Annotated in this window: 17 protein-coding genes, 1 tRNA gene and 1 pseudogene; 11 read left to right on the plus strand and 8 right to left on the minus strand. The window is 67.2% G+C overall.

The annotated features are described in order from the left end of the window. Positions 1 to 45: 45 nt before the first annotated feature. The 3 genes from QZM72_RS24845 to trxB form a co-directional block, all read right to left on the minus strand. Positions 46 to 669, minus strand: a complete 624-nt coding sequence (locus QZM72_RS24845) for a trimeric intracellular cation channel family protein (protein WP_089466877.1) — start codon at positions 667 to 669, stop codon at positions 46 to 48. After that, positions 656 to 1,435, minus strand: coding sequence for a Smr/MutS family protein (locus tag QZM72_RS24850; RefSeq protein ID WP_089466878.1), 780 nt, complete (start codon positions 1,433 to 1,435; stop codon positions 656 to 658). The genes QZM72_RS24845 and QZM72_RS24850 overlap by 14 nt, the downstream gene beginning before the upstream one ends. A gap of 136 nt (positions 1,436 to 1,571) precedes the next feature. Next, the gene (gene trxB, locus QZM72_RS24855) at positions 1,572 to 2,534 is read right to left on the minus strand and encodes a thioredoxin-disulfide reductase (protein WP_050011600.1); all 963 of its coding nucleotides are present in this window, start codon (positions 2,532 to 2,534) and stop codon (positions 1,572 to 1,574) included. A gap of 382 nt (positions 2,535 to 2,916) precedes the next feature. On the opposite strand from trxB, the gene QZM72_RS24860 reads away from it, so the two are divergent. From QZM72_RS24860 to QZM72_RS24870, 3 genes and pseudogenes are all read left to right on the plus strand, one after another. Continuing rightward, positions 2,917 to 5,226, plus strand: a complete 2,310-nt coding sequence (locus QZM72_RS24860) for a DNA translocase FtsK (protein ID WP_089466880.1) — start codon at positions 2,917 to 2,919, stop codon at positions 5,224 to 5,226. A 46-nt stretch (positions 5,227 to 5,272) separates the two neighbouring features. Further along, positions 5,273 to 5,947 (plus strand): annotated as a pseudogene (gene lolA / locus QZM72_RS24865) (outer membrane lipoprotein chaperone LolA); the annotation flags it as partial. 278 nt (positions 5,948 to 6,225) lie between these two features. Further along, a complete protein-coding gene (locus tag QZM72_RS24870; protein ID WP_089466882.1) occupies positions 6,226 to 7,536 on the plus strand; it encodes a replication-associated recombination protein A in 1,311 nt (436 codons plus the stop codon). Positions 7,537 to 7,552: 16 nt separating this feature from the next. On the opposite strand, the gene QZM72_RS24875 is transcribed toward QZM72_RS24870, so the two are convergent. Continuing rightward, complete coding sequence (locus QZM72_RS24875) at positions 7,553 to 7,822, minus strand: DUF2164 domain-containing protein (RefSeq protein ID WP_089467906.1); 270 nt, start codon at positions 7,820 to 7,822, stop codon at positions 7,553 to 7,555. Positions 7,823 to 8,067: 245 nt separating this feature from the next. Here QZM72_RS24875 and serS point away from each other — a divergent pair, with 245 nt between their 5' ends. Both serS and QZM72_RS24885 read left to right on the plus strand, forming a co-directional pair. Further along, the gene (gene serS / locus QZM72_RS24880; RefSeq protein WP_089466883.1) at positions 8,068 to 9,369 is read left to right on the plus strand and encodes a serine--tRNA ligase; all 1,302 of its coding nucleotides are present in this window, start codon (positions 8,068 to 8,070) and stop codon (positions 9,367 to 9,369) included. 115 nt (positions 9,370 to 9,484) lie between these two features. Then, a tRNA-Ser gene (locus QZM72_RS24885) sits at positions 9,485 to 9,575 on the plus strand. A 330-nt stretch (positions 9,576 to 9,905) separates the two neighbouring features. Here the strand turns inward: QZM72_RS24885 and QZM72_RS24890 are convergent. Beyond that, the gene (locus tag QZM72_RS24890) at positions 9,906 to 11,066 is read right to left on the minus strand and encodes an alkane 1-monooxygenase (protein ID WP_301739485.1); all 1,161 of its coding nucleotides are present in this window, start codon (positions 11,064 to 11,066) and stop codon (positions 9,906 to 9,908) included. A 556-nt stretch (positions 11,067 to 11,622) separates the two neighbouring features. Here QZM72_RS24890 and QZM72_RS24895 point away from each other — a divergent pair. The 5 genes from QZM72_RS24895 to QZM72_RS24915 all read left to right on the plus strand — a co-directional run bounded on the left by QZM72_RS24895 (position 11,623) and on the right by QZM72_RS24915 (position 14,904). Then, entirely contained in the window at positions 11,623 to 12,246 is a 624-nt protein-coding gene (locus QZM72_RS24895; protein WP_256979659.1) for a GNAT family N-acetyltransferase, read from the plus strand. Between the two features lie 170 nt (positions 12,247 to 12,416). Beyond that, entirely contained in the window at positions 12,417 to 13,199 is a 783-nt protein-coding gene (minC, locus tag QZM72_RS24900; RefSeq protein ID WP_301739486.1) for a septum site-determining protein MinC, read from the plus strand. A 59-nt stretch (positions 13,200 to 13,258) separates the two neighbouring features. Then, a complete protein-coding gene (gene minD, locus QZM72_RS24905) occupies positions 13,259 to 14,074 on the plus strand; it encodes a septum site-determining protein MinD (protein WP_006476635.1) in 816 nt (271 codons plus the stop codon). Between the two features lie 12 nt (positions 14,075 to 14,086). Next, positions 14,087 to 14,341 carry a cell division topological specificity factor MinE gene (gene minE, locus QZM72_RS24910; protein WP_006476634.1) on the plus strand — a complete coding sequence of 85 codons (255 nt, stop codon included), beginning with the start codon at positions 14,087 to 14,089 and terminating at the stop codon, positions 14,339 to 14,341. A gap of 161 nt (positions 14,342 to 14,502) precedes the next feature. After that, positions 14,503 to 14,904 carry a YXWGXW repeat-containing protein gene (locus QZM72_RS24915; protein WP_089466885.1) on the plus strand — a complete coding sequence of 134 codons (402 nt, stop codon included), beginning with the start codon at positions 14,503 to 14,505 and terminating at the stop codon, positions 14,902 to 14,904. A gap of 116 nt (positions 14,905 to 15,020) precedes the next feature. Here the strand turns inward: QZM72_RS24915 and QZM72_RS24920 are convergent, their stop codons facing one another. Beyond that, entirely contained in the window at positions 15,021 to 16,577 is a 1,557-nt protein-coding gene (locus QZM72_RS24920; RefSeq protein WP_089466886.1) for a chloride channel protein, read from the minus strand. A 191-nt stretch (positions 16,578 to 16,768) separates the two neighbouring features. Between QZM72_RS24920 and waaC the strand changes: the two genes are divergently transcribed. Then, positions 16,769 to 17,767, plus strand: a complete 999-nt coding sequence (waaC, locus tag QZM72_RS24925) for a lipopolysaccharide heptosyltransferase I (RefSeq protein WP_089466887.1) — start codon at positions 16,769 to 16,771, stop codon at positions 17,765 to 17,767. Between the two features lie 14 nt (positions 17,768 to 17,781). Here waaC and QZM72_RS24930 read toward each other — a convergent pair whose 3' ends face one another. Together QZM72_RS24930 and QZM72_RS24935 are read right to left on the minus strand one after the other, a co-directional pair. Then, positions 17,782 to 17,961 (minus strand): hypothetical protein, encoded by a 180-nt coding sequence (locus QZM72_RS24930; protein WP_089466888.1) that lies wholly within the window; start codon positions 17,959 to 17,961, stop codon positions 17,782 to 17,784. Positions 17,962 to 18,065: 104 nt separating this feature from the next. After that, positions 18,066 to 19,376 carry an MFS transporter gene (locus QZM72_RS24935; RefSeq protein WP_089466889.1) on the minus strand — a complete coding sequence of 437 codons (1,311 nt, stop codon included), beginning with the start codon at positions 19,374 to 19,376 and terminating at the stop codon, positions 18,066 to 18,068. Positions 19,377 to 19,642 lie beyond the last annotated feature (266 nt).

The following is a 19,642-nucleotide window of genomic DNA, read 5'->3' on the forward strand; positions in this document are numbered from 1 at the left end:
TTTTTCGTTTCGCCGATGCGGCTGACGCGCGCGCGGATGCGCCGGTCAGTGCGGCAACCGCACGTCGAACTTGAACGTCGCGAGCCGCGCGACGAGGATGAAGCCGGTCGCGAGCAGCACGCTGTACACCGAGTCGAACTGCAGCCACACGAGCAGCAGGTAGAACCAGCAGCCGACGAATGCACAGGTCGCGTACGGCCGCGAATCGCGCAGGATCAGCGGGATGTCGTTGCACAGCACGTCGCGGACGATCCCGCCGACCACGCCGGTGATTACGCCCATCATCACCGCGATGAAGCGCGGCATCTCGGCGTCGAGCGCGATCGACGTGCCCGAGATGCTGAAGATGCCGAGCCCGATCGCATCGGCGATCAGCAGCAGCCGTTCGGCCGATAGCCGCGACAGCATGCGCAGCACGAACGGCGCGAACAGCGCGAGCACGAAGATCGCGATCACGTAGTCGTCGTGCATGACCCAGTAGAACGGCCGGCGCTCGAGCAGGATGTCGCGCAGCGTGCCGCCGCCGAAGGCGGTCGCGAGCGCGACGACGAACGTGCCGACCGAGTCGAGGCGGTTCTTGCGCGCCTCGATGAACCCCGAAATCGCGAAAGCCAGCGTGGCGATCGCCTCCAGTATCGCGATCGCGAGCGTCAGCCTAGGATGCGGCACGCGGCCCCCGGTCGGCCGGCGCCGCGTGCGGCTGCAGCAGCACCAGCACCGCGCCCGCGCCGCCGTCGTGGCCGCGCGCCTCGCAGAAAGCGATCACTTCTTCCTTCTGCACGAGCCACGCGCGCACCTTGCCCTTCAGCACCGGTTCCTTGCCGATCGAACCGAGGCCCTTGCCGTGGATCACGCGCAGGCAGCGCAGCCCTTTCTTGCCGGCTTCGCGGATGAATTCGGCGAGCGCATCGCGCGCTTCGTCGCGCCGCATGCCGTGCAGATCGATCTGCGCCTGCACGATCCACGCGCCGCTCCTCAGCTTGCGCACGACGTCGCGGCTGATGCCGGGGCGGTGGTAATAGAGCGAGTCGTCGCTGTCGAGCAGCGTCTCGGGATCGAATTCGTCGGACAGCGTCGCGTTCAGCACGGCCTCCTCGTCGCGCTGCGTCTGTTTTGGCACCGGGTCGGGCGGCATGCGGCCCGACGACGCGCGCGGCGGCGCGTTCAGCGGCCGGATCGTGCCGATTTCGTTGCGGAACAGGTTTGCGTCGGCTTCCGCCTTGCGCTCGGCCTGCGCGGTTTCGATGCGCGCGCGCTCGCGACGATCAGCTTCGCCTTGCAGCGACTTGCGCAACGCGCCGAGGCCCGCGAGGCCCTGGCCGCGCAACGCGGCCGCATCGGGCGCGGGCGGCGGCGCGGCGGGCGCCGGGGTCACGGGACGGGCAGCGATCTTCCGCTTCGCGGGATCGCTCGGATGGGGCTGGTTCTTCGCCATGATTCGGTAACGGGGCAGGCGCGTTCGGGCGCGCGGGCACAAAAAAAGCCGCTGCGCGGCGGCAGCGGCTTTCCGGTCGAGCCCGCTTCGCGGCAGCGGACGCCATTGTAGCGCCCACCGCGAAAAGGCTTCCGGCTTACTTCTTGTCGTGCAGGCTTTCGAGGTAGCGCTGCGCGTCGAGCGCGGCCATGCAGCCCGTGCCCGCGCTGGTGATCGCCTGGCGGTACACGTTGTCCTGCACGTCGCCCGCGGCGAACACGCCCGGCACGCTCGTCGACGTCGCGTTGCCTTGCAGGCCGCTCTTCGTCAGGATGTAGCCGTCCTTCATCTCCAGCTGGCCCTGGAACAGGTCGGTGTTCGGCTTGTGGCCGATCGCGACGAACACGCCCTGCACGTGCAGGTCTTCCGTCGCGCCGGTCTTCACGTTCTTGATGCGCAGGCCCGTGACGCCCGATTCCTCGCCCGTCACTTCGTCGAGCACGTGATCCCACTTGATGTCGACGACGCCTTCCTTTTGCTTCTCCAGCAGGCGATCGATCAGGATCGGCTCCGCGCGGAACTTGTCGCGGCGGTGGATCACCGTGACCTTCTTCGCGATGCCGGTCAGGTAGAGCGCTTCCTCGACGGCCGTATTGCCGCCGCCGATCACCGCGACTTCCTGGTTGCGATAGAAGAAGCCGTCGCAGGTCGCGCAGGCCGACACGCCCTTGCCCATGAACGCTTCCTCGGAGGCCAGGCCGAGATACTGCGCGGACGCGCCGGTCGCGATGATCAGCGAGTCACACGTGTATTCGCCCGAGTCGCCGATCAGCCGGATCGGCTTTTCGTGCAGCTTCGCGGTGTGGATGTGATCGAAGACGATTTCGGTGTTGAAGCGCTCCGCGTGTTCCTGGAAGCGCGCCATCAGTTCCGGGCCTTGCACGCCTTTCGCGTCCGCCGGCCAGTTTTCGACGTCGGTCGTGGTCATCAGCTGGCCGCCCTGCGCGATGCCGGTAATCAGCACCGGGGACAGGTTGGCGCGTGCCGCGTAGACGGCAGCCGTGTAGCCGGCGGGGCCGGAACCGAGAATCAGGACTTTGGCGTGTTTGGGCGTGGACATGTGCGAATCCGTAAAAGGCGGCTGCGGCGGGCGGGGTAGGGGCTCGCCGGACGGTCCGGGTTGACCGGGATGCCGTCATAGGTGGGTATCAGACGCGCATTATAAAGGCCCCGTTGCTGCGCTGCCGAACGAGAGTTTCAATCGTGGCGATAGCGTTTCGTGGCGTGCCCCCGCGTACCGCGGCGGTGAGCCGGGCGGCGGCCCGCGATGCGGTGGCGCGTTGTCGCGGGGGCGCGCATCCGGCCGGCTGCCGGCGGCGCCGGTTCGGCACCCCGTCCCCGTTATGTAACCGTCATTTACACTTGGCGGCCCGGTGCAGCGTTTACAATAAGCGCGATCGAACGACAGGCGGGCGCACGGCCCGTCCTCTTTATACGGATTCATGGCAAAAGCTCCTTATTCCGCCCAGGCACAGGCGTTGCCGCACCGGATGTCGAAGCTCCTCACGGAGATCCGCTGGATTCTCCAGGTCGCGCTCTGCGCGTTTCTGGTGATGGCCCTGCTGAGCTACAGCCGGCGCGATCCGAGCTGGACGCACGCCGCCCAGGTCGATCACATCTCGAACTGGGCCGGCCGCGTCGGCGCGTGGACGGCCGACATCATCCTGCTGCTGTTCGGCCTGTCGGCCTACTGGCTGATCGTGCCGCTCGGGCGGCGCATCGCCGTCAACTACCGCCGCATCACGCGCCACGACGCGATGCCGGACGAACCGGAGCGGCCGATCGGCTGGCTGACCGAAATCTTCGCGTTCGTGCTGGTCGTGCTCGCGTGCGACGGCATCGAGGCGTTGCGCATGTGGTCGCTGAAGGTGCAGTTGCCGCGCGCGCCGGGCGGCGTCGTCGGCGAAGCCGTCGCGGGCGCGATGTCGCATGCGTTCGGCTTCACGGGCGGCACGCTGCTGCTGCTGATCGCGCTCGCGATCGGCCTGTCGCTGTATTTCCGCTTCTCGTGGCTGTCGGTCGCCGAGCGCGTCGGCGGCGCGATCCTGTCCGCCGTCAACGTCGCGAAGCTGCGCCGCGAGGCCGAGCGCGACCGCAAGCTCGGCGAGGCCGCGGCGGTGCGCCGCGAAGGCAAGGTCGAAGAGGAGCGCGTGCGCATCGAGGATCACGAGCCGGTGACGATCGTGCCGCCGGTCGTCACGCCGGCGAAGTCCGAGCGCGTCGAGCGCGAGCGCCAGGTGCCGCTGTTTACCGACCTGCCGGGCGATTCGACGCTGCCGCCGGTGTCGCTGCTCGATCCCGCGCCGAAGACGCAGGAAGCGATTTCCGCCGATACGCTCGAATTCACGTCGCGCCTGATCGAGAAGAAGCTGAAGGATTTCGGCGTCGAGGCGAGCGTCGTCGCCGCGTATCCGGGCCCGGTCGTCACGCGCTACGAGATCGAGCCGGCCACCGGCGTGAAGGGCAGCCAGATCGTCAACCTCGCGAAGGATCTCGCGCGTTCGCTGTCGCTCGTGTCGATCCGAGTCGTCGAGACGATTCCCGGCAAGAACTACATGGCGCTCGAGCTGCCGAACCAGCGCCGCCAGACGGTGCACCTGTCCGAGATCATCGGCTCCGAGGTGTATGCGGCCGCATCGTCGGCGCTGACGCTGAGCCTCGGCAAGGACATCGGCGGCAAGCCGGTGTGCGCGGATCTCGCGAAGATGCCGCACCTGCTGGTCGCCGGCACGACCGGTTCGGGCAAGTCGGTCGGGATCAACGCGATGATCCTGTCGCTGCTGTACAAGGCGACCGCCGAGCAGGTGCGGCTGATCCTGATCGATCCGAAGATGCTCGAAATGAGCGTCTACGAAGGCATTCCGCACCTGCTGTGCCCGGTCGTCACCGACATGCGCCAGGCCGGCCATGCGCTGAACTGGACGGTCGCGGAGATGGAGCGCCGCTACAAGCTGATGAGCAAGCTCGGCGTGCGCAACCTCGCGGGCTACAACAACAAGATCGACGAGGCGGCGAAGCGCGAGGAGAAGATCCCGAACCCGTTCAGCCTGACGCCGGACGATCCGGAGCCGCTCGGGCGCCTGCCGAATATCGTCGTCGTGATCGACGAGCTGGCCGACCTGATGATGGTCGTCGGCAAGAAGGTCGAGGAGCTGATCGCGCGGATCGCGCAGAAGGCGCGCGCGGCCGGCATCCACCTGATCCTCGCGACGCAGCGTCCGTCGGTCGACGTGATCACCGGCCTGATCAAGGCGAACGTGCCGACGCGGATCGCGTTTCAGGTGTCGTCGAAGATCGACTCGCGCACGATTCTCGACCAGATGGGCGCCGAATCGCTGCTCGGGATGGGCGACATGCTGTACCTGCCGCCCGGCTCGGGGCTGCCCGTGCGCGTGCACGGCGCGTTCGTCGCCGACGACGAAGTGCATCGCGTCGTCGAGAAGCTCAAGGAGCAGGGCGAGCCGAACTACGTCGAGGGCCTGCTCGAAGGCGGCACTGCCGACGGCGACGAGGGCTCGGCCGGCGCGGGAACCGGCGAAGGCGGCGGCGAGTCTGATCCGCTGTACGACCAGGCGGTCGAGATCGTCATCAAGAACCGCCGTGCGTCGATCTCGCTCGTGCAGCGTCATCTGCGAATCGGCTACAACCGCGCGGCGCGGCTGCTCGAGCAGATGGAGCAGTCGGGGCTCGTGTCGGCGATGTCGTCGAGCGGCAACCGCGAAATTCTTGTGCCGGCGCGCGACGCGGAATGAGTCCGCGGCGCCCGCAGCGCCGGCCACCCACGGAGAAAACCGCATCATGCAGCAACTTTCGTTCGCCCCTTCCCTTCGTTCGACGCGGCGCTGGCTCGGCGTGGCGCTCGCCGGCGCATCGCTGATGCTCGCGGCGACGCACGCGTTCGCGGGCGGCACCGAGCAACTGAAGGCCTTCGTGTCGCAGGTGCGTTCGGCGAAGGGCGATTTCACGCAGCAGATCGTCAAGGCGCCGGCGGCCAAAGGCGCGAGCGCCGTGCAGGCCGCGCCGAAGCCCACCGACAATTCCAGCGGCACGTTCATGTTCGCGCGGCCGGGCAAGTTCATCTGGACATACCAGAAGCCGTACCAGCAGGTGCTGCAGGCCGACGGCGACAAGCTCTACGTGTACGACCGCGACCTGAACCAGGTCACCGAGCGCAAGCTGAACGGCGCGCTGGGCGCGAGCCCCGCGGCGATCCTGTTCGGCAGCAACGATCTCGACAAGAACTACACGCTGCGCGACGCCGGCGAGAAGGGCGGCATCGACTGGCTCGAGATGCTGCCGAAGGCGCAGGACACGCAGTTTCAGCGAATCGGCATCGGTTTCCGCAACGGCACGCTCGCCGCGATGGAGCTGCACGACGTGTTCGGCAACGTGACGCTGCTGACCTTCACGAACATCCAGACGAACCTGCCGCTGAAGGGCGATACGTTCAAGTTCGTCGTGCCGAAGGGCGCGGACGTGATCAACGGCTGACCGTCGCTGCACCGTTTTCCCGATACGGGCCTGCCGGCAACGGCAGGCCCGTGTTGTTTGGGGGCGCGTGCAACGGGCGCGTGCAACAGGCGCGTGCAACAGGCGCGTGCAACAGACGCGTGCAACAGACGCGTGCAACAGACCCGGGCAACAGACCCGGGCACTGCCCGCCGGGCCGCGGCGGCGCCGTCGCGCGGCTGTCATAATGTCAGGTCCGGCGGCCGGTTCGGCCGCGACCGTTTGATGTGGAGCGAGGGTTCATGTCCGACCTGTTTCAAGTCGAGCCGCGCCGCCCGCTCGCCGAGGCGCTGCGGCCGAAAACGCTCGCCGAGGTGATCGGCCAGACGCATTTGCTGGGCGAAGGCAAGCCGCTGCGGCTCGCGTTCGAATCGGGCAAGCCGCATTCGATGATCCTGTGGGGGCCGCCCGGCGTCGGCAAGACGACGCTCGCGCGGCTCACCGCGGCCGCGTTCGACTGCGAGTTCATCGCGCTGTCCGCGGTGCTCGGCGGCGTGAAGGACATCCGCGAGTCGATGGAGCAGGCGAAGGATACGCTGAACCGTACCGGTCGCCACACGATCCTGTTCGTCGACGAAATCCACCGTTTCAACAAGGGGCAGCAGGATGCGCTGCTGCCGTTCGTCGAGTCGGGCCTCGTGACCTTCATCGGCGCGACGACCGAAAACCCGAGTTTCGAGGTCAATTCGGCGTTGCTGTCGCGGGCGCAGGTGTATGTGCTGAAGTCGCTGAACGACGACGAGATGCGCCAGTTGCTGAAGCGCGCGCAGGAAATCGCGCTCGACGGCCTCGCGTTCGACGACAAGGCGATCGATACGCTGGTCGGCTACGCGGACGGCGACGCACGCCGCTTCCTGAACTTGCTCGAACAGGCGCAGACGGCGGCGACGTCGGCCGGGGTCGCGACGATCGATGCCGATTTCGTCAGCAATGCGATGACCCTGAACGCGCGGCGCTTCGACAAGGGCGGCGACAACTTCTACGACCAGATTTCGGCGCTGCACAAGTCGGTGCGCGGCTCGAGCCCGGACGGCGCGCTGTACTGGTTCTGCCGGATGATCGACGGCGGCGCGGATCCGAAGTATCTCGCGCGGCGCATCGTGCGGATGGCGTGGGAAGACATCGGCCTGGCCGACCCGCGCGCGTTGCAGGTGGCGAACGACGCGGCCGAAACCTACGAGCGGCTCGGCTCGCCGGAAGGCGAACTCGCGCTCGGGCAGGCCGTGATCTATCTCGCGTGCGCGGCGAAGAGCAACGCCGGCTACAACGCGTTCAACCAGGCGATGGCGTTCGTGAAGCAGGACAAGTCGCGCGAGGTGCCCGTGCACCTGCGTAACGCGCCGACCAGGCTGATGAAGGAGCTCGGCTACGGTCACGCTTATCGTTACGCGCACGACGAGCCGAACGCGTACGCCGCCGGCGAGACGTACCTGCCGGACGGGATGCGCGAGCCGCGCTGGTATCAGCCGGTGCCGCGCGGGCTCGAATCGAAGATCGCCGAGAAGCTCGCGTGGCTGCGCGAGCTCGATCGCGAGGCCGGCAAGAAGGACTGACGCCGCCGCGCGCGCGTCAGCGCTTGCGGCCCGGCTGCTGTTGCTTCCAGTATTCGAACGGCTCTTCGTGGCATTCGATGTCGAGTTCGGCGACCCGTGCATGCAGGCGTTCCTGCGCGTCGGCGATCGCGAGGTTGTAGATCGCCGGCGCGACTTCCTGAATGAAGAAATGCAGCAGGGCGCCGGCCTGGATGTTGCCGATCGGCTCGTCCATGTTTTCTGTGAAATAACGTTGCAGCGACGCGATCGCGCGGTCGCGTACATCCTTGTCGAGTTCGATGGTCATCGGATTCCTTGGGAGCTGTGACGCGGAGCCGGCGCGCCGCTCGATTCGATTGCCGCGAGCCGGCGCGGGCGTGTTGCGATCCGTCATGGCCAGGCGCGGCAATTCGCCGGGCGCCGATGCGGCGGACCGCCAATGCGATACTGCCATGGTCGCCCATTTGCGGCATTGTCCATCCGGCCGACGCCGTGGCGGCCGCGCGGTGCGTTAGAATTCCCGTCTTACACAACGATTTTCCAAGTCCTCCCATGCTCGACATCCAGTTGCTGCGCAAAGACCTCGACGGCGTCGCCAAGCGCCTCGCCGATCGCGGCTACACCCTCGACGTCGCCGCGTTCTCCGCACTCGAAGCGGAACGCCGCGCGATCCAGACCCACACCGAAGAGCTCCAGGCGCGCCGCAACAGCCTGTCGAAGCAGATCGGCGCGATGAAGGGCAAGGGCGAGGACACGTCGGCCGTGATGGCCGAGGTCGGCGGGATCGGCGATGAAATGAAGGCGTCGGAAGCCAGGCTCGGCGAGATCCAGGCGCGTCTGTCCGACCTGATGCTGGGCATGCCGAACGTCGCGCACGAAAGCGTGCCGGTCGGCAAGGACGAAGCCGACAACGTCGAGACGCGCCGCTGGGGCACGCCGCGCCAGTTCGACTTCGCGGTGAAGGATCACGTCGACGTCGGCACGCCGCTCGGCCTCGATTTCGAGACGGGCGCGAAGCTCGCCGGTGCACGCTTCACGATGCTGCGCGGCCCGATCGCGCGCCTGCACCGCGCGCTCGCGCAGTTCATGATCGACACGCACACGCAGCAGCACGGCTATACCGAAACGTATACGCCGTACATCGTGAACCCGGAGATCCTGTACGGCACGGGCCAATTGCCGAAGTTCGCGGACGACATGTTCCGCGTCGAGAAGGGCGGCGCGGAAAACACGGTCACGCAATACCTGATCTCCACGTCCGAGATTTCGCTGACGAACACCGTGCGCGAGTCGATCGTCGACGCGTCGGCGCTGCCGATCAAGCTCACCGCGCATTCGCCGTGCTTCCGCTCGGAAGCCGGTTCGTACGGCCGCGACACGCGCGGGATGATCCGTCAGCACCAGTTCGACAAGGTCGAGATGGTGCAGGTCGTCGCGCCGGAAACGTCGTACGCGGCGCTCGACGAGATGGTCGGCCACGCGGAAGCGATCCTGCAGAAGCTCGGCCTGCCGTACCGCGTGATCACGCTGTGCACGGGAGACATGGGCTTCTCGGCCGCGAAGACGTTCGACCTCGAGGTGTGGCTGCCTGCGCAGAACACCTATCGCGAAATCTCGAGCTGCTCGAACACCGAGGCGTTCCAGGCGCGCCGGATGCAGGCGCGGTTCCGCAACGCGCAGGGCAAGCCGGAGCTTGTGCATACGCTGAACGGTTCGGGTCTGGCGGTCGGTCGCACGCTCGTCGCAGTGCTGGAGAACTACCAGAACGCGGACGGCTCGGTCACGGTGCCGGAAGTGCTGCGTCCGTACATGGGCGGCATGGAGCGGATCGACGCGCCGGCACAGGCGTCGTAACGCGGGTCTTTCGAAGCCCTCGCAAAAAATTTGCAGAAAGGGCTTGTCAGCCGCGAAGCACTCGTCTTATAATCTTTTTCTCGCGGAAACGACCAGCCGCGAAGGCAGTAAGGAAGGAGAGGTGGCAGAGTGGTCGAATGTACCTGACTCGAAATCAGGCGTACGGTTTCCCCGTACCGTGGGTTCGAATCCCACCCTCTCCGCCAAAATACGAAGCCCCTTGATCCGAAAGGATCAAGGGGTTTTTCGTTTTGGGCCGTCCGTGCGGCGTGTCGATTGCGGATGCGGTGGCGACAGGCCAACGGTGGGGTGGGCATCGGATCGTGCCGGGACGATAGCGGCGCGATCGTCCCGCACCGACTGTCGGAAGTCCTGACGGTTTTACATTGCTGGCTGCCGTCGTCACCGGGCCATGTTCGCGTTGCCGGAAATGGCGTGACGGCGTCGCTGCCGAACCGTGCGCATGCAAGCCGGATGCCGGCGCGCCGACCGCATCGAGCAGCGCTCGCCGGCATCCACACAGTCCTGTCCTCCCATCACGCCGCCGCCGGATACTGCGCCAGCACCTTGTCCCGAATCGACGGCTTGATATTCGATTGCGCCATGTCGCCGCGATAGTGCGCGACGACCCGCGGGTTCATCACGCGATACCAGAGCGGCGGCACGTACGCGAACAGGATCATCGTCGCGTAACCGGCCGGCAATTGCGGCGCATCGTCGAAGTGGCGCAGCGCCTGGTACGAGCGCGTCGGATTCGCGTGATGGTCGGCGTGTCGCTGCAACTGGTACAGGAACAGGTTCGTGACGACGTGATTGCTGTTCCACGAATGCTGCGGCGTGCAGCGTTCGTAGCGCCCGTTCGGCAGCTTGCGGCGGCCGAGCCCGTAGTGCTCGACATAGTTCACCACTTCGAGCAGCGACGCGCCGTAGACGGCCTGGATCACGAGGAACGGGATCACGACCTTGCCGGCCATCGCGATCGCGATGGCCCACACGACGGCGGTCATCGCCCATGCGTGCAGCACTTCGTTGCGCCAGCTCCACGGCGAATGCCCGAGCCGTTCGAGGCGAGCCTTCTCGAGCCGCCACGCGGAACGGATGCTGCCGGTCACCGTGCGCGGCAGGAACGCCCAGAACGACTCGCCGTAGCGCGCGCTCGCCGGATCCTCGGCCGTCGCGACGCGCACGTGATGGCCCCGATTGTGTTCGACGTAGAAGTGGCCGTACGCGACCGGCGCGAGCGTGATCTTCGCGAGCCAGCGTTCGAAGCGGTCGGTCTTGTGTCCGAGTTCGTGCGCGGTATTGATCGAGATGCCCGTCGAGGCGCCGAGCGACAGCGCGAAGCCGACGTAGTCGTACCACGCGAGCGCGTGCGTGCCGACGATCCACACGCCCATGAAGAACGCGACGTATTCGACGAAAGCCGCGAGATAGACGATGTACCGGTAATAGCGCTCCCGTTCGAGCCGCGGCACGACGGCTTCGGGCGGATTGTCGCGATCGTCGCCGATCAGCGTGTCGAGAATCGGGATCACGCCGAACGCGAACAGCGGGCCGAACCACCAGAACACGTGAAGGCCCGTCGACAGCGCGAGCTGCGCGGCGAGGATCGGCAGCGTGATCGTCAGCGCGCCGAGCAGCCACAGGTAACGCTTGCCATCCGACCAGCCCGAGGCCGATCCATCGGTCATTGCCATTGTCTCCCTCCAGTCGGCCGGCCCGCGGGCGGCCGCATGCATGATTGTTCGAATCCTCGTGGTCCGCGATGCGCGCGGCGGCGCCGGATCGGTGTCCGGTTCTGCCTGTTATACGACCGGCGCGCGCGCTTGCCAAATACCGCCGCTAGGCGCGATGCTCCAAACGACGCGCTGCCCGAGACGCAGGGCGAGGAGGGGCCGACACGCGCCGATTGAAACGGGCCGACGACGGCGGATGGGCTCGCGACGGCGACGCGTTTGTCAGATGAATGGCGCGGCCTGCAGTGCGGGCGAGCGCGTGTGAGCGGGCTGCAACGAATGTTGCGTCGCAATAATGAGGCCGCCGAAGTAAGGGCGCCGAGCGCTTTTCGTTCGCTTATATTACGTAGCGTTACGGCTGCGGCGACGCGTTGCAACGCGGCTCGAAACCGGCCGGCCGCGCATTGCAAGGAGAACGACGCGAAGCGCCGGATCATGAGAGTGCGCTCACCGTCCAACACCCGGCGTCGACGTATCGATGCTGCACTTGCACATCGGGCCGCGCACGTCGTCGTGGATGACATCCGCTGTCTTTCGATTCGCGCCGCCGTTTGAAAATTACGATTTGACTCATGCCCCGCTTTCGGTTGAAGCTACTAGCTTGCTGTCCGAAGGGGGCTGTGCCTGCATGAGTTCGACCTTGACCGTTCGTCGTATCGCTGCCGATCAGGGCGGGGTATATCGCGAACTCCGCGCCGCATCGCTGCGTGAGCCCTATGCGCCCGGCGAAGCGCCGGAGGCCGAATTGCTGACCGTCGAAACGGACGCGGCGTCGGCGATCGCCGCGCAGCGCGCCGTGTCCGACGAGTCGACGACTTTCCTGCTGTACACCGAAGGCCACCCGGCCGGCATGATCGGCGCGTATTTCGACAACACGCCCGATCGGCGCGCGTTCGTCAGCGAACTGTGGGTGGCGCATGCGGTGCGTCATCTGCGCGGCGGCGTGCTGCTGCTGGAGACGGCCACCGCATGGCTTGCCGAGCGCGGCGCCACCGACGTCTACGCATGGATCGCCGATGCGAACCGCAACGCAATCCGCTTCTACGAGCGTGCCGGTTTCGGCAACACCGGCGAACATGCGCCGATCGCGCGGATGCCCGGCGCGATGAAATCGCTGTTCGTGTCGCAGGTGAAGCACTGACGCGACCTCGACATGGCCAGCCGCGCGGCGCGACGAAAGCCCGATCGCCCGCGGGCCCGCCCGCCTGCCGGTGGTGCGTCCGTCCAGGCCGCCGCCATCCCGAGTCCCAAAAATAATGGCCGCCTGCGTGGACGCCTGTAAAATACGCAAAAAATTTTTGCAGAGTGTCCATGTCGCTTAAAAAATCGCCATTCTTCGAGCTGCGCAGCGGATCGGTCGATACGTTGCTGTTCACCGTGAAGACGACCGATCTCGACGCGTTGCGTACCGAACTGGTCAAGCGCTTCGAAGCGACTCCCGAGTTTTTCGCCGACGATGTCGTCGCGATCGACGTCCGCCGCCTGGCTGACGGCGAGCGCGTCGCGCTCGCGGACATCCGCCAGATGCTGAACGACGTGCGGATGCGTCCGGTGGGCGTCGTCGCACTGGCAACGCAGGGCTGGGCGGGGGAAGCCGGCCTGCCGTTGCTGGAGGCGCGCGATCGCCGCGCGCCGGCCGCGAAACCGGCCGACGAAGCGGAACCGGCGGCCGTGCCAGCCGTCGAGCCCGCCGCCGCGGCAGCCGCAGCGGCGCCCGAACAGCCGTCGGAGCCTGCGCCGACACTCGTGCAGGCCGGCGGCCAGACGCTGGTGATCGACCGGCCGTTGCGTTCGGGGCAGCAGATTTACGCGAAAGGAGACCTCGTGGTGCTCGCGCCGGTCAGTCACGGCGCGGAAATCATCGCGGAAGGCAATATCCACATCTACGCGCCGTTGCGCGGCCGCGCACTCGCGGGCGTGCACGGCAATCACGACGCGCGCATTTTCTGCACGTGTCTCGAACCGGAACTGATTTCGATCGCGGGTATCTATCGAACGACCGAGAACCCGCTGCCCGCCGACGTACTGGGCAAATCGGTCCAGATCCGGCTCGAAGAGGAAAAACTGATGATCGAACCGCTGCGCCTGACGTGATTCACGCGGCGCGCTCCGGGTCGATCGGCTCTCATTGACGAACACAGGGTATTGGGTAAATGGCAAAAATCATCGTGGTGACCTCGGGCAAGGGCGGCGTGGGCAAGACGACGACGAGCGCGAGCTTCGCGTCGGGTCTCGCGCTGCGCGGCCACAAGACGGCCGTGATCGACTTCGACGTCGGCCTGCGCAACCTCGATCTCATCATGGGCTGCGAGCGTCGCGTCGTGTATGACCTGGTGAACGTGATCCAGGGCGAAGCGAACCTGAACCAGGCGCTGATCAAGGACAAGAAGTGCGAGAACCTGTTCATCCTGCCGGCGTCGCAGACGCGCGACAAGGATGCGCTGACGCGCGACGGCGTCGAGAAGGTGCTGAACGACCTCGTCGCGATGGACTTCGAATACATCGTTTGCGATTCGCCGGCCGGTATCGAGGCCGGCGCGCTGCACGCGATGTACTTCGCGGATGAAGCGCTGATCGTCACGAACCCGGAAGTGTCGTCGGTGCGCGACTCGGACCGCATTCTCGGCATCCTGTCGTCGAAGACGAAGCGCGCGACCGAAGGCAAGGAGCCGATCAAGGAACACCTGTTGATCACGCGTTACAGCCCGAAGCGCGTGAGCGAAGGCGAGATGCTGTCGCTCGAGGACATCAGCGAGATCCTGCGCATCAAGCTGATCGGCGTGGTGCCCGAGTCGGAAGCCGTGCTGCATGCGTCGAACCAGGGTCTGCCGGCCGTGCATATCGACGGCACGGACGTCGCGGAAGCGTACAAGGACGTCGTCGCCCGCTTCCTCGGCGAGGACAAGCCGCTGCGCTTCACCGATTACCAGAAGCCGGGCCTGCTGCAGCGCCTCTTCGGCAGCAAGTAACGGAGGCCGCCCATGTCCATCCTTTCGTTTCTCCTCGGCGAGAAGAAGAAGTCCGCATCGGTCGCGAAGGAGCGCCTGCAGCTCATCATCGCGCACGAGCGGGTCGGCGGCCGGCCGCCGGCCGATTACCTGCCGGCGCTGCAGAAAGAGCTCGTCGCGGTCATCTCGAAGTACGTCCATATTTCGGACGATGACATCCGCGTGAGCCTCGAGCGTCAGGACGACCTCGAAGTCCTCGAAGTGAAGATCGAGATTCCGCAAGCCTGACGCTTGGCGTGTGTCCCTCCGCACGGCGGCGCCCGCCGCCGTGCGCGTCTTACGCCCTGTTGCACTTTCGGGCATGCCGTAACACGACGCCTGTCGGCCGTCATCGACCCTCCCGCATTGAACGAATACGCTCACGTGACTTGTTCAATCAGGAGGTTGTGATGGCTGTCTCTATCGTTTCCCGCCGTATCGTTGCGCTCGCGCTGTTCGCCGCGGGCCTGTCAGCCGTCGTCGCACCGTTTGCCGCGCACGCGGACGAGATTCTCGTCGGCACGCCGGTGATCGCGCCGCAGGGGCGCATGGTCATCGCGGAGCCGGCCGCCGTGCGCACCGAGGAAATCGTCGTCGTCGCGCCGAATGCGCCGCCGCCCGTGCGCTACGAGGTCGTACCGGCCGCGCGCGTGGGCTACGTGTGGGACCGCGGGCACTGGCACTGGGACCATGGGCGCTACGTGTGGATCGGCGGCCACTGGGAGGCCGAGCGCGTCGGCATGCACTGGGTGCCCGGGCATTGGGACCAGCGCGGTCCGAACTGGTTCTGGACGCGCGGCCACTGGGCCTGAGGGAGGCGCGCGATGAAAAGAACCGCAATCGCCATCGCGCTCGTCGCGATCACGCTGGCCGGGTGCATCGTCGTGCCGGCGCGGCCGGTCTACTACCGGCCGGCGCCCGTCGTGATCTACTGAGCGTCGCGCGGGCCGTGCCGTTGCGCCGGGTCGTTTGCGTCGGGCGCAGCCGGCCCGGCATCGTGCGCCGCCGCCGTGTGCGCTGCGCCGTCGGCCGGCGCCGCGGCGGTCGGCTCGTCGCCGCCTTCGTCGCGCAGCGTGTCGAGCGGATCGGCGGGGGCCGCGGTCGCGTCCCGGGGTTCGGTCACGTCGGTCATGTCGCCCGCCGCGGCCGCTGCGGTTGCCGCGGCCGGCGCGGCGGCCGCGACGGGCGGCGCCAGATAACGCTGCGCGAGCGTTTCGTAGAGCGGCGGCGCGAAAAAGCGCGATACCCGGCTCGATACCAGCGCGGTCGCCATCAGCGAAATCACGAGCGCATGACCGTTGATCATTTCCATCACGATCACGAACGACGTGATCGGCGCCTGCGTGACGGCGGCCAGATAGCCGACCATCGCGAGCGCGATCAGCATCGGCAGGCTCATGTTGCTGAATACGGCATGCAGTACGTTGCCGAAGCCGGCGCCGATCGACAGAGACGGCGCGAAGATCCCGCCCGGGATGCCCGGCAGGTACGACGCGACCATCGACACCATCTTCAGGAACGGATAGAAGACCGACAGCTGCTGACTGCCGTCGAGCAGGCCGCGCGCCTCCGCATAACCGCTGCCGAACGTCGTGCCGCCGGACACGAGCCCGACGACGGCGATCGTGAAGCCGCACAGCGCGGCGAACGCGACCGGCCGCTCGCGATACAGGCCCAGCAGTTGCGCGGGCAGCCAGCGCCCCGTGTTCAGCAGCAACCAGCAGAACAGACCGCCCGCGATGCCCGTCACGATCGCGGTGACCAGCACCGCGACCGCCAGCAGCTTCGGGAAATGGAGCCCGGCGTTGATCGTGCCGAAATACGTGTAGTTGCCGTTCAGCCCGAGCGCGACGACGCCGGCGAGAATGATCGCGGTGATCAGCACGCCGCTGGCGCGCGCGGAGAAGCTGCGGGTCAGTTCCTCGATCGCGAACACGATGCCCGCGAGCGGCGTATTGAACGCGGCCGACAACCCGGCCGCCGCGCCGGCCAGCACGAGCTGGCGTTCGATCTGCGCGTTCGAGCGCGGGTAGAAGCGCCGCAGGTTGAACATCAGCGCCGCACCGACCTGCACGGTCGGCCCTTCGCGGCCGATCGTGAAGCCGCCGAGAATGCCGAGGAACGAGATCAGCACCTTGCCGAACAGGAGGCGCAGCGTCAGCAGTCGGGCGCCGAATGCGCTCGGGCTGGCATGCAGCGTCGCGATCACCTGCGGGATACCGCTGCCCTCGGCGCCGCGGAAAAAGCGCCGCGTGGTCCACGCCGACAACGCGGCGATCGCCGGCGTCAGCAGCAGCGGCAGCCAGACGGCGTGATCGCGCATCGCGCGGAAAGTCTCGTAACCCCAGTCGATCAATCGCGCGTACAGGACGGCCGCGAGGCCGACGACGATCGCGCCGAGCCAGAAAACACCATACTGGCGCCAGATCCGGAGCGAGCGGCGGGTGAGGGCGGGAAACAGCGCGGGGAGAGTGGGGCGCGGCATGGGTTCGGCCGGAGGGCAAAGAGAAGATTATAAAAAGGAACCGATGCCAGCGGGACGACAACGCTTCGAGACGGACGACAAAAATTCACAAAAGCGAAGCAATTTGTTGCAAATGTAATGTTCGCGTAATGTCTGTACATGGCAACCCTCGTTAGCATGCCCAAATGGCCAGTCAAGGACCCCCGCTTATCGTGAAACGTATCCTTATCGTGAAAGTGACGTCGCTCGGCGACGTCGTCCAGACGCTGCCTGTCGTCGCCGACCTGCATCGCGCGTTCCCCGGCGTGACGGTCGACTGGGCCGTCGACGAATCGTGCGCGGAGGTCGTACGCTGGCATCCGGGCGTGAGCGCCGTCCTGTGCGCGCCGCTGCGCCGCTTCAAGAAACTGCGCAATGCCGGCGACCTGAAGGCGATCTCGGCGTCGATCGGTGCGTTGCGTGCGCATCGCTACGACGCGGTCATCGATCTGCACGGCGTGTACAAGAGCGCGATCATCTCGTCGCTGGCGCGCGCCGCGCGCCGGGTCGGCTACCAGACGCAGGATCTCGGCGAAACGGGCGCGCGTTTCGCGTATTCGCACCGTTTCGGCCCGCGTCCGGACTGTGACGCATGGCACGGGATGCGCGTGAGTGCCGGCGAGGCGCTCGGCTACGTGCCGGAAGGGCCGGCCAGGCACGGCATCGTCGCGCCGCAGGATGCGAGTCTGCCGGCCGCGGTGACCGACGGCGGGCCGTTCATGCTGCTGTTCCATGCGACGTCCAATCCGGACAAGAAGTGGCCGGCCGACCACTGGGCCGCGCTGGCCACGGAGATGATGGCGCGCGGCGTGCGCGTGCTGGTGCCGTGGGGATCGGCAGCCGAGCACGACGATGCACGCGATATCGCCGCGCGGGCGCCGGGCGCGATCGTGTTACCGGCGATGACGGTACGGGAGCTCGGCGCGGCGCTGGGCCGGGCCGCGCTGGTGGTGGGCGTCGATACGGGGTTCGTGCACATGGCGCACGCACTGCAGCGGCCGACCGTGATGATTTTCGTCGCGACGTCGCGCCACCATTGCGGCATCGGCGGCACGCCGAATGCGCTGTCGATCGGCGAGCCGGGCGCGATGCCGACCGTCGACGAGGCGCTGGACGCGATCGATACGGTCTGCCCGGCCTATGGCGCGTTGCGCGCGCGGCTGTCCGCCTGACTCGGCGCCGAGGCTCAGGCGAGCAGCGCTTCGATCGTGACGACGGCGGCGATGGCCGCCAGATTCGCCAGCAGCGCCTCGAACACGAGGCCACGCCAGGTCTTCGGTCGGAATCGCAGCGCGAGCAGCAGCGCGCCACCGAGCGCGAGCGCAAGAATCAGCACGAGATCGGCATTGGCAAGGCGGATGTTCATGGCGGCGGCTCCTGTCGGGGCGGGATCTCCGGGCGCGCATCGACGCGCCCAGGATCGAGTATAGGCAGCGCCCGCCGTCGTACAACCCGGGTCGCCCCGAAGGGTCAGACGAGCGACGCGTCGCGCGTCTCGCGCATCAGCAGCACGCCGATCAGGCTGATCGCCGCCGCCACCGACACATAGCCGCCGACCCACGACAGCCCGCCGCGCGCAGCCAGCAGTTGCGCGATATACGGCGCGATCGACGCGCCGAGGATCCCGCCGAGGTTGTACGCGACGCCCGCGCCCGTGTAGCGGACGTTGGTCGGGAACAATTCCGGCAGCAGCGCGCCCATCGGTGCGAACGTCACGCCCATCAGGAACAGCTCGATCGTCAGGAACAGCGCGACGAGCGGCATCGAGCCGCTGCCGAGCAGCGGTTCCATCGCGAACCCCGACAGCAGCGCGGCGAGCGCGCCGACGACCAGCACCGGCTTGCGCCCGAAGCGGTCCGACGCCCATGCGGACAGCGGTGTCGCGAGGCCCATGAAGACGACCGCGAAACACAGCAGGCCGAGGAAGCTCTGGCGCGGAATATGCAGCGCCGACACGCCGTACGACAGCGAGAACACCGTCGAGATGTAGAACAGCGTGTAGCAGACGACCATCGCGAGCGCGCCGAGCAGCGTCGGCCGCCAGTGCTGCGTGACGAGGGTCGCGACCGGCACGCGCACGCGCTCGTTGCGATCGAGCGCCGCCTGGAACGCGGGCGTTTCGGTGATCTTGAGCCGCACGTACAGGCCGAGCGCAACGAGCACCGCGCTGACGAGGAACGGAATCCGCCAGCCCCAAGTGCGGAACTGCTCATCGGACAGCGACAGCGCGAGCGCGAAGAACAGCCCGTTCGACATCAGGAAGCCGACCGACGGCCCCAGTTGCGGGAACATCCCGAACCAGCCGCGCTTGCCCTGCGGCGCGTGCTCGGTCGCGAGCAGCGCCGCGCCGCCCCATTCGCCGCCGAGGCCGATCCCCTGGCCGAAGCGCAGCACGCACAGCAGCACCGGCGCGAGCGCGCCGATCGTGTCGTAGCCGGGCACGAAGCCGATCGCGGTGGTGGACACGCCCATCACGAGCAGCGATGCGACGAGCGTCGATTTGCGACCGATGCGGTCGCCGAAGTGCCCGAACAGGAACGAGCCGATCGGGCGCGCGATGAACGCGATCCCGAACGTGACGAACGCGGATAGCGCTTGCGCCGTCGCGGAGCCGTGCGGGAAGAACACGGGGCCGATGACGAGCGCGGCGGCCGTCGCGTACACGTAGAAATCGTAGAACTCGATCGCGGTGCCGATGAAGCTCGCGAACACGATGCGCCGGTGGCTGACGGCGCCGGCCGAACCGGTTGCGTGTGCAACGGCCGGGGGGGATGCGGACATGGATGTCTCCGTTTTGTCGTTGGGGCAGCGGGCTGGGCGTGCGCTGGGGCAGGCGACTGCCTGCCGGGAGCCGCCGGGCACATGATTGATGCGGATGACGCGGTGGCGGCGTGGATGCGCGCCGTGGCGCGGACGTCACTCGCCGGTCGACGATGGAGACGGGTACGTCGCCGCCGCCCGGTGCCGGCGTGGTCGGCTCGCTTGCCGGGTGCGGCGCGCGAACGCGCGCGCGGCGTGATGGCCGCGCGAGTGCGGAAAATTATAGC

It is taken from the genome of Burkholderia sp. AU45388 (assembly GCF_030481585.1).
Taxonomy (GTDB): domain Bacteria; phylum Pseudomonadota; class Gammaproteobacteria; order Burkholderiales; family Burkholderiaceae; genus Burkholderia; species Burkholderia sola.

Bases quoted from the DNA above. Each gene is read 5' to 3' on its own strand.
- QZM72_RS24850 (WP_089466878.1), bottom strand. From the start codon at position 1,435: ATGGCGAAGAACCAGCCCCATCCGAGCGATCCCGCGAAGCGGAAGATC.
- trxB (WP_050011600.1), bottom strand. From the start codon at position 2,534: ATGTCCACGCCCAAACACGCCAAAGTCCTGATTCTCGGTTCCGGCCCC.
- QZM72_RS24860 (WP_089466880.1), top strand. From the start codon at position 2,917: ATGGCAAAAGCTCCTTATTCCGCCCAGGCACAGGCGTTGCCGCACCGG.
- QZM72_RS24870 (WP_089466882.1), top strand. From the start codon at position 6,226: ATGTCCGACCTGTTTCAAGTCGAGCCGCGCCGCCCGCTCGCCGAGGCG.
- QZM72_RS24875 (WP_089467906.1), bottom strand. From the start codon at position 7,822: ATGACCATCGAACTCGACAAGGATGTACGCGACCGCGCGATCGCGTCG.
- serS (WP_089466883.1), top strand. From the start codon at position 8,068: ATGCTCGACATCCAGTTGCTGCGCAAAGACCTCGACGGCGTCGCCAAG.
- QZM72_RS24890 (WP_301739485.1), bottom strand. From the start codon at position 11,066: ATGGCAATGACCGATGGATCGGCCTCGGGCTGGTCGGATGGCAAGCGT.
- QZM72_RS24895 (WP_256979659.1), top strand. From the start codon at position 11,623: ATGACATCCGCTGTCTTTCGATTCGCGCCGCCGTTTGAAAATTACGAT.
- minC (WP_301739486.1), top strand. From the start codon at position 12,417: ATGTCGCTTAAAAAATCGCCATTCTTCGAGCTGCGCAGCGGATCGGTC.
- minD (WP_006476635.1), top strand. From the start codon at position 13,259: ATGGCAAAAATCATCGTGGTGACCTCGGGCAAGGGCGGCGTGGGCAAG.
- minE (WP_006476634.1), top strand. From the start codon at position 14,087: ATGTCCATCCTTTCGTTTCTCCTCGGCGAGAAGAAGAAGTCCGCATCG.
- QZM72_RS24915 (WP_089466885.1), top strand. From the start codon at position 14,503: ATGGCTGTCTCTATCGTTTCCCGCCGTATCGTTGCGCTCGCGCTGTTC.
- QZM72_RS24920 (WP_089466886.1), bottom strand. From the start codon at position 16,577: ATGCCGCGCCCCACTCTCCCCGCGCTGTTTCCCGCCCTCACCCGCCGC.
- QZM72_RS24930 (WP_089466888.1), bottom strand. From the start codon at position 17,961: ATGAACATCCGCCTTGCCAATGCCGATCTCGTGCTGATTCTTGCGCTC.
- QZM72_RS24935 (WP_089466889.1), bottom strand. From the start codon at position 19,376: ATGTCCGCATCCCCCCCGGCCGTTGCACACGCAACCGGTTCGGCCGGC.